Origin of the sequence: Dolichospermum sp. LEGE 00246 (assembly GCF_015207865.1) — a bacterium.
GTDB lineage: Bacteria > Cyanobacteriota > Cyanobacteriia > Cyanobacteriales > Nostocaceae > Dolichospermum > Dolichospermum heterosporum.
Map to the genome: position 1 here is coordinate 1 of NZ_JADEWA010000509.1, position 3,761 is coordinate 3,761.

At 42.3% G+C, this 3,761-nt stretch carries 3 protein-coding genes; 1 reads left to right on the plus strand and 2 read right to left on the minus strand.

The window, feature by feature from the left end:
* Window positions 1-170 precede the first annotated feature (170 nt).
* Complete coding sequence (locus IQ228_RS23055; RefSeq protein WP_027404747.1) at window positions 171-1,121, minus strand: heme o synthase; 951 nt, start codon at window positions 1,119-1,121, stop codon at window positions 171-173.
* Between the two features lie 150 nt (window positions 1,122-1,271).
* Window positions 1,272-2,216, minus strand: a complete 945-nt coding sequence (locus IQ228_RS23060; RefSeq protein ID WP_193964560.1) for a heme A synthase — start codon at window positions 2,214-2,216, stop codon at window positions 1,272-1,274.
* A 493-nt stretch (window positions 2,217-2,709) separates the two neighbouring features.
* Between IQ228_RS23060 and IQ228_RS23065 the strand changes: the two genes are divergently transcribed.
* Window positions 2,710-3,654, plus strand: a complete 945-nt coding sequence (locus IQ228_RS23065) for a cytochrome c oxidase subunit II (protein WP_027404749.1) — start codon at window positions 2,710-2,712, stop codon at window positions 3,652-3,654.
* The last annotated feature ends 107 nt before the right edge of the window (window positions 3,655-3,761 follow it).

Below are 3,761 nucleotides of genomic sequence, written 5' to 3' on the forward strand. Positions count from 1 at the left end.
AAATCTATCTTATCTTCATAAATATGGTTGACAGTAGAGCTAATTTTTTTAAGTTTTGTTGTAAATTGTCAAAGCGGTAGTTATGTCAAAAATTATTTGTGAAAATTATGTCATGAATTAATAGATCCCCGACTTCTCGAAGAAGTCGGGGATCTATATCCTGAGCATGACTACAAGCGCATTTGATGAAGCACTGTACTCACTAAATGATGAGTAATGGGTAAACTATCTACCACCATTGCCAAACACAACAGCATCATGTAGGAAATGGAATACAAAAATAACTCGCGGGCGATGGTTTTATCTTCGGGATTTTGCAACAAACGCCAAGATTTATGGACAAATACTCCCCCTAAAGTCAAGGCAATAACAGCATAGACAATGCCACTGGCGTGTAAGGGATAAAACAGTAAAATAGTCGCTGTGACAGTAATTACCGTATAAAACCAAATTTGCCTTACGGTGGCTTCATTGCCTGCAACTACAGGTAACATGGGGATGCCTACCTTGGCGTAATCATCACGAATCATGAGCGCCAAAGCCCAGAAATGGGGGGGTGTCCACAAAAAGACAATGGCAAAAATTAGCCAAGCCGCCCAGCTTAAAGTATCTGTTACTGCTGCCCAACCTACTAGAGCGGGAATTGCCCCTGCTGCACCACCAATGACGATATTTTGGGTGCTATGACGTTTGAGCCAGTGAGTATAGACTAAAACATAAAAGATGATGCCAGAGAAGGCTAAAAATGCTGCTAGAAGATTGGCAAAAACTGTGAGAAGAGTAAAAGAAAGTACAGCTAGGGCGATCGCAAAAATTAAAGCATCCCGGGGTTGTATCTTCCCAGACGGCATAGGACGGTGGCGCGTGCGTTCCATATCATAATCTATATCTCGATCATAGATACAGTTAATAGTTTGGGCACTGGCTGCTGCTAAAGTCCCACCAATCATCGTGATAATTAACAACCAGGGATCTACCTCACCTTTGGCGGCTATCCACATACTCCCAGCAGTAGTAATTAACAGCAGGGGAATAATCCGGGGTTTGGTTAGCTGGTAGTAACTTTGAACGACTTGGAGAAATGTGTCGTGTTGACGACGAGAGACATTAGTCTCAATCATGTTGGGTCTTTTTCCTTATTTTTCAAGAACTGGTCAGCAAACCGCTGGCTGTGAGGACAGAGAAATGAGATTTTATGGATTTACGCCATGAGTTACAGCAGGAGTCACCGAGTCACGAGTAAAACTGGTTTTGAATTTAGATTCTGTACTTTATTGATCTGCAATCTGCTGTAAGTTTGGTGACTGAGGAAGTAAACCATCCCGTAATGATAAGACTGTAAATACTACCAAAGTCCCCAGTAAAGTCGCACCGATAGCTTGGTGAGAAACAGTGAGAGGTTCAACTTGTAAATGTAGGCGTAAGGTAGCCACACCCAAGAGGAGTTGTAAAATCAACAAACCACCAGCCATATTTGCCAGTTTTCGCAAAGTCGGGTGCAGTGCCGGTGTCCGCCAAGAAATGAAAACAACTGCTAAAGTAGCGATAGTTGGCGGTACTAAGCCAAAAATATGGCTGTACATGACATCACAAAGCAGTTCTCCTGCCAAACATTGGTGTAAAGCCCAACGCGAACCTACTAAAGCACCCAGTAAACTTTGCAAGTAGACACAAACAGCAGCAGTTAAACCCACCCAGGGCAACTTTCCTACTGTTCCCGTGCCTTGATAGGGGATCAAACTTGTACCGATAATTAACAAAGTGGTGAAAAATAGTAGTGCTGTTCCTAAATGGGCGGTAACGATATCAAACCGCAATAATTCAGTTACAGTCAGTCCTCCCAAAATCCCCTGGAAGACGATTAAAAACAGGGCAAATGTGGATGCCCAAGGTAGCCACTTGGGTAAATATTGACGATGCCACCAGGATAAACCACAAAGGGCGATCGCACTAAAGCCAATTAAAGCTGCATCAAGGCGATGAAACCACTCCAAAAACACTTGGAGATTCATTTGTTTAGCTGGAACTAATTCCCCATAGCACAAAGGCCAGTCAGGGCAAGCAAGTCCAGCATTCATGACGCGGGTAGCACTGCCTATAGCCATCAAAATCAAGGTGGCTACGCATATTTTCCACACCAAGCGACGAATCATCTCCTGGGGCTGTTGTGCTACTATTGCCGCTTTATTTTGTTGTTCTAGGACAAATTCGTTCATTAACAATACCTTCGGACCGCTTGTGCTGGAAATTGAGAATTTTCTATTTTGATTTAGTGCCAACTCATATTCACCCTAACGTATAGGTCAGAATATGGAAATCAGCCTTCCCCTATACTTTGGATCACTTTAGCTAGTTTTCGCTGTAAGATTTCGTGCTGTTTTGCAGATGGAAATAATTAACCAATGGGAATTAATGGAAATTTCTGAAAATTTTTGCCTAATTGTCATCTAACCTGGGCAAGACAACTTATCTCCCTTTTACTCAAAATTGTGTTCTTAATCGAAAAAATTAATAAAGATTTCAGACCAGCGGACACTATATCTGATTCCCTGCACTACCTTAGTAAGTAGAGTTACTCTAAAAAATGAAGTAACTTACAAATAAAAATGCCTTTACCATTTTTTGCTTTGTTGGGTTGTGCTGTCGCTTAACCCAACCTACGAATCGAAGGTATTAAGATAAAATAGTCAATTAATCACCAAATCAGCCGTGAAAATTCCAAATGCAATCTGGACATTACTCATTGGCATTGTCCTCACACTTGCCAGTCTCTGGTACGGTCAAAATCACGGTCTGTTACCTGTAGCGGCCTCCGACGAAGCCCCTTTGGTAGATGGTCTATTCAACACCATGATGACTGTTTCTACAGGCATATTTTTGATTGTTGAAGGTGTTTTAATTTACGCTGTTATTAGATATCGTCGTCGGGCTGGAGACAATGAAGATGGACCAGCCATTGAAGGTAATGTACCTCTAGAGATACTGTGGACAGCGATCCCCGCAATTATCGTTGTCGGTATTTCTCTCTACAGTTTTGATGTGTATAACAACATGGGCGGATTTGATCCCCATTCGGCTCATGCTGCCCCGATGATGGAAGATGCCATGAATATGCCGGGAACGGCAATGGCTGCGACTGTACAAGTATCACAGTTAAAGACAAATTCTGATGAAGTTAAAAACCCGTCAGGATTAACCATTAACGTCACTGGAATCCAATATGCTTGGTTATTCAACTATCCAGACACGGACGTAACAACGGGTGAACTGCATTTACCCATTGGCAAAACTGTGGAAATCAACATGACAGCTAACGATGTCATCCACGCTTTTTGGATTCCTGAATTTCGGGTTAAACAAGATGCTATTCCTGGTAGACAAACCCATTTGCGATTTACACCCAGAAAAGCGGGCGATTATGACCTAATTTGCGCTGAATTGTGTGGTCCATATCACGGGGTAATGAAAAGCCAAGTAGTTGTGGAGACACAGGAAGCTTTTGATAGTTGGATGCAAGAACAGCTAATTGCTGGTAAAGATATCCCTAATCAAGCGATAGCTGTGAATTCTATGTCCATGACTGCCGATGAATTTCTCTCTCCTTACATCAAGGATATGGGCATTCACTCAGAAATTCTGCATCAAATTAAGTAGTTTACAAATTACTTGAGTTGCAGCAGTTACAAAAAGAGATTTTGAACCTTTAAGTTATACATTCATGCAGGAGGCAGGGGGCAAGGGGCAGGGAGCAGGGAGCAGGG